The organism is Aquirufa sp. A-Brett2-W8 (assembly GCF_054558755.1).
This window is the reverse complement of the sequence record NZ_JBPXKS010000022.1, coordinates 1-5,647: the sequence shown is the minus strand read 5'-3', so window position 1 is coordinate 5,647 and position 5,647 is coordinate 1. Positions and strand designations below refer to the sequence as shown.

Sequence of the window (5,647 nt, the reverse complement as noted above, 5' to 3'; positions counted from 1 at the left end):
TAATCCTACATCTTTGCACTCCCAATCGCTAGGAACAGAAGGTTTCTAGGGCAAGACTGAGAGTAAATCGAGTGATTAGATTCACACCAGAGCGGGTTGCTTTGGACGGTTTATTGGAGGTACAAGAGTTCTTTGACGTGTTGATAGAAATAAAGAAGAGATACTGTGTTTAAATCACAGTGTCGAAATAATAGCATTCAAGACAAGGATGTAGACAATTTTCTTATTAAAATAAGAGCAGTCAAACATCCAAAGATTATTTACAATGGAGAGTTTGATCCTGGCTCAGGATGAACGCTAGCGGCAGGCCTAATACATGCAAGTCGAACGGTGTCTTCGGACATAGTGGCGCACGGGTGCGTAACACGTATGCAACCTACCTTAACATTGGGGGATAGCCTTTCGAAAGGGAGATTAATACCGCATAAGACAGTAACTAGGCATCTAGTAGCTGTTAAAGATTTATCGATGTAAGCTGGGCATGCGACCAATTAGCTTGTTGGTGAGGTAATGGCTCACCAAGGCTATGATTGGTAGGGGAACTGAGAGGTCAATCCCCCACACTGGCACTGAGATACGGGCCAGACTCCTACGGGAGGCAGCAGTAGGGAATATTGGGCAATGGACGCAAGTCTGACCCAGCCATGCCGCGTGCAGGATGAAGGCGTTATGCGTTGTAAACTGCTTTTATACAGGAAGAAACGACTCTTGCGAGAGGCATTGACGGTACTGTATGAATAAGCACCGGCTAACTCCGTGCCAGCAGCCGCGGTAATACGGAGGGTGCAAGCGTTGTCCGGATTTATTGGGTTTAAAGGGTGCGCAGGTGGTTTATTAAGTCAGTGGTGAAAGACGGTCGCTCAACGATTGCAGTGCCATTGAAACTGGTAGACTTGAGTAAAGTAGAGGTGGGCGGAATTGATAGTGTAGCGGTGAAATGCATAGATATTATCAAGAACTCCAATTGCGTAGGCAGCTCACTTGGCTTTTACTGACACTCATGCACGAAAGTGTGGGTATCAAACAGGATTAGATACCCTGGTAGTCCACACTGTAAACGATGATAACTAGGTGTCGGCCGAATCTGGTCGGTGCCACAGCGAAAGCGTTAAGTTATCCACCTGGGGAGTACGCCGGCAACGGTGAAACTCAAAGGAATTGACGGGGGTCCGCACAAGCGGTGGAGCATGTGGTTTAATTCGATGATACGCGAGGAACCTTACCTAGGCTAGAATGTGAAGGAATGATACAGAAATGGATCAGTCAGCAATGACCTGAAACAAGGTGCTGCATGGCTGTCGTCAGCTCGTGCCGTGAGGTGTTGGGTTAAGTCCCGCAACGAGCGCAACCCCTGCATTTAGTTGCCAGCACGTTATGGTGGGGACTCTAAATGGACTGCCTACGCAAGTAGAGAGGAAGGAGGGGACGACGTCAAGTCATCATGGCCCTTACGCCTAGGGCTACACACGTGCTACAATGGGCGGTACAGAGGGTAGCTACCTGGCAACAGGATGCCAATCTCGAAAACCGTTCACAGTTCGGATTGGGGTCTGCAACTCGACCCTATGAAGCTGGAATCGCTAGTAATCGCGTATCAGCAATGACGCGGTGAATACGTTCCCGGACCTTGTACACACCGCCCGTCAAGCCATGAAAGTCTGGTAGACCTGAAGCTGGCCGTTAAACCGCCAGTTAGGGTAGAACAGGTAATTGGGGCTAAGTCGTAACAAGGTAGCCGTACCGGAAGGTGTGGCTGGAACACCTCCTTTCTGGAGAAGCTATTACTTTTAGGTAAACACGTGAGTGATTACTTATCTTCTTTGTTTTTATCACACGCTTAAAGGAAACCTGCTCGAAAGAGAGCAAGTTTTAAAAAGCATTTATTAAGGATTAAGCGGGCTTGTAGCTCAGGTGGTTAGAGCGCTACACTGATAATGTAGAGGTCCGTGGTTCGAGTCCACGCAGGCCCACAAGAAATGAAGGCTTGTGAGGATCAGAGGCAAGAGTAAAGATTATAGAGTAAAGAGTAGAGAGTAAAGAGTAGAGAGAATAGATAGTAAAGATTAGACAAACGCGTCTAACAACAAAGAGATTAACAAAGAGAACCCAGTTATTTGGGGGATTAGCTCAGCTGGCTAGAGCACCTGCCTTGCACGCAGGGGGTCAACGGTTCGAATCCGTTATTCTCCACCAGAGTACAAAGTAGAGTAGAGATTATAGAGTAGAGAGTACAGATTAGGCAAACGAGCTTGATCAACAGATTGAAAGATTAACAAGTTCCAGACTGACTACTGTCGACTGGCTACTGGTTACTGACTACCACCCCTACCCTTTCCAAATGTGGAGAGTGAGATTGGGAACGATGTGAATGAGATAAGCGCAAGCTGATTGAATTTTACACAAGGTTCTTTGACATATTGTGAGAATAAAGTAAAGAGTAAGAGCAAATTAGTGATATTAAATCCTTAGGGATGAAGATATAAATTAAAAGAGTAAGTGAATTAAGGGCGTATGGGGAATGCCTAGGCTCTTGGAGGCGATGAAGGACGTGTTAAGCTGCGATAAGCTTCGGGGAGGTGCACAAGACCTTCGATCCGAAGATTTCCGAATGGGGCAACCCAGTAGATTGAAGATCTATTATCCTATGTATGTAGGAGGCGAACCTGCTGAACTGAAACATCTAAGTAAGCAGAGGAAGAGAAAACAAAAGTGATTCCGTAAGTAGTGGCGAGCGAACGCGGATTAGCCCAAACCAGTGTTGTTGCGGCAAGACTGGGGTTGTAGGACCACGTGATCGATTATATAAATGAACAAGAACTGTCTGGGAAGGCAGGCCATAGAAGGTGAGAGCCCTGTATCGGTAAGCTTATATAATTGTAGTGGTATCCTGAGTAGGGGGGGACTGGAGAAATCCCCTTTGAATCTGCCGGCACCATCCGGTAAGGCTAAATACTACCAAGAGACCGATAGTGAACTAGTACTGTGAAGGAAAGGTGAAAAGTACCCTGAGTAAGGGGGTGAAAAGACCCTGAAACCATACGCTTACAAGCGGTCGGAGCCCTTTTGTGGGGTGACGGCGTGCCTTTTGCATAATGAGCCTACGAGTTACTTTCACTGGCGAGGTTAATCACGTTGACGTGAGCAGCCGGAGCGAAAGCGAGTCTGAATAGGGCGCTTAGTCAGTGGGAGTAGACGCGAAACTTTGTGATCTACCCATGAGCAGGTTGAAGCTCCGATAACACGGAGTGGAGGACCGAACCAGTTTACGTTGAAAAGTATTTGGATGACTTGTGGGTAGGGGTGAAAGGCCAATCAAACTGAGAAATAGCTCGTACTCCCCGAAATGTTTTTAGGAACAGCCTCGGGGTTAAGTTTTAAGCAGGTAAAGCTACCGATAGGACTAGGGGGAGTCAAATCCTACCAAATCCTGACGAACTCTGAATGGCTTAAAATATACCCGGGAGTGAGGGTTGGGGTGCTAAGGTCCCAATCCGAGAGGGAAAGAACCCAGACCAACAGCTAAGGTCCCAAAATCTTTACTAAGTTGAACTAAGGAAGTCTGATTGCAGTGACAGCCAGGATGTTAGCTTGGAAGCAGCTATTCATTTAAAGAGTGCGTAACAGCTCACTGGTCGAGCGAGGCGGGCATCGATAATAAACGGGCATCAAGTAAAGTACCGAAGCTTTGGATTATATTTATATACTGGTAGGGGAGCATTCTGATCTGCGGAGAAGGTGAAGCGACGAGCTTTGCTGGAGCGTTCAGAAAAGCAAATGTAGGCATGAGTAACGATAATGAGGGCGAGAAACCCTCACGCCGAAAGACTAAGGTTTCCTCAGCTATGCTAATCAACTGAGGGTTAGTCGGGGGCTAAGGGTCTAGCGAAGGCGACAACCTAATGCACAACAGGTTAATATTCCTGTACTTACTTATTGGGCAAATAGATGACGGAGACTACAGGTTACCAGATACTGACGGAATAGTGTCTTTGAGAGGCGGCAGCAATGCTAAAACGAGTGTAGTGAGTAGACTTCCAAGAAAAGTCTAGGCGTGTATAACTTCTAAGTAACCCGTACCGTAAACCGACACAGGTGGTCGAGAAGAATATTCTAAGGCGCTCGAGTGAATCACGGCTAAGGAACTCGGCAAATTAACCCTGTAACTTCGGGATAAAGGGAGCCACGAGCAATCGTGGCCGCAGAGAAATGGCCCAGGCGACTGTTTAACAAAAACACATGGCTTTGCTAAATCGAAAGATGACGTATAAGGCCTGACACCTGCCCGGTGCTGGAAGGTTAAGGGGGGATGTTAGTGGCAACACGAAGCATTGAACTGAAGCCCCAGTAAACGGCGGCCGTAACTATAACGGTCCTAAGGTAGCGAAATTCCTTGTCGGGTAAGTTCCGACCTGCACGAATGGTGTAACGATCTGGGCACTGTCTCAGCCGTGAGCTCGGTGAAATTGTAGTAACGGTGAAGATGCCGTTTACCCGCAACGGGACGGAAAGACCCCATGAACCTTTACTATAGCTTAGCATTGAGTTTTGGTACTGGATGTGTAGGATAGGTGGGAGGCTGTGAGCCGGTGTCGCTAGGCATCGGGGAGCCAACGTTGAAATACCACCCTTCTTGTACTGGAATTCTAATCCCCAAAGGGGAGACATTGCTTGGTGGGTAGTTTGACTGGGGTGGTCGCCTCCAAAAGAGTAACGGAGGCTTTCAAAGGTTCCCTCAGCACGCTTGGTAACCGTGCGTAGAGTGCAATAGCAAAAGGGAGCTTGACTGTGAGACCGACAAGTCGATCAGGTACGAAAGTAGGATATAGTGATCCGGTGGTTTAGTATGGAACAGCCATCGCTCAAAGGATAAAAGGTACTCTGGGGATAACAGGCTGATCTCCCCCAAGAGCTCACATCGACGGGGAGGTTTGGCACCTCGATGTCGGCTCGTCACATCCTGGGGCTGGAGAAGGTCCCAAGGGTTCGGCTGTTCGCCGATTAAAGTGGCACGCGAGCTGGGTTCAGAACGTCGTGAGACAGTTCGGTCCCTATCTGTTGTGGGCGTAGGAATATTGACAGGTTCTGACTTTAGTACGAGAGGACCGAGTTGGACTGACCGCTGGTATATCAGTTGTTCTGCCAAGGGCATAGCTGAGTAGCCACGTCGGGATCAGATAAGCGCTGAAAGCATCTAAGTGCGAAACTGACCTGAAGATGAGTATTCCATGAAGGGTCCGTGTAGACGACACGGTCGATAGGCTACAGATGTAAAGACAGTAATGTCAAAGTCGAGTAGTACTAATTACCCGAAAGCTTACCTTTTATTAATTTACACACTGCTATTTATTTTATCTCACAATATGGAAAAAGGCTATGCCTTGTAAAAAGTATGGAGCCGATAGGACGGGTGTTCACCTCTTCCCATCTCGAACAGAGAAGTTAAGCCCCGCACCGCTGATGATACTGGGATCAAACCCGGGAAAGTAAGTAAGCTCCAAGTTATTTAAAAAAGACCTGCACGAAAGTGTGGGTCTTTTTTTATGCCCAAACTGTAGCCAGTAGACAGTATCCAGTAGTCAGTAACTAGGAAATGTAGAGTAAAGATAAGAGAGTATAGAGCAGAGAGTAGAGATACGGCATAAAAAAG

2 tRNA genes and 3 rRNA genes are annotated in these 5,647 nt (G+C 47.4%); all 5 read left to right on the top strand.

The window, feature by feature from the left end:
- Nucleotides 1-262: 262 nt before the first annotated feature.
- The 5 genes from ACST13_RS11090 to rrf all read left to right on the top strand — a co-directional run bounded on the left by ACST13_RS11090 (nt 263) and on the right by rrf (nt 5,500).
- Nucleotides 263-1,769: ribosomal RNA gene (locus ACST13_RS11090) — 16S ribosomal RNA — on the top strand.
- Between the two features lie 127 nt (nt 1,770-1,896).
- A tRNA-Ile gene (locus ACST13_RS11085) sits at nt 1,897-1,970 on the top strand.
- A 146-nt stretch (nt 1,971-2,116) separates the two neighbouring features.
- Nucleotides 2,117-2,193 (top strand) — tRNA-Ala (locus ACST13_RS11080).
- Nucleotides 2,194-2,490: 297 nt separating this feature from the next.
- A 23S ribosomal RNA gene (locus ACST13_RS11075) occupies nt 2,491-5,322 on the top strand.
- Between the two features lie 66 nt (nt 5,323-5,388).
- Nucleotides 5,389-5,500: ribosomal RNA gene (rrf, locus tag ACST13_RS11070) — 5S ribosomal RNA — on the top strand.
- Together the 16S, 23S and 5S rRNA genes with 2 tRNA genes alongside form the textbook arrangement of a ribosomal RNA operon.
- Nucleotides 5,501-5,647 lie beyond the last annotated feature (147 nt).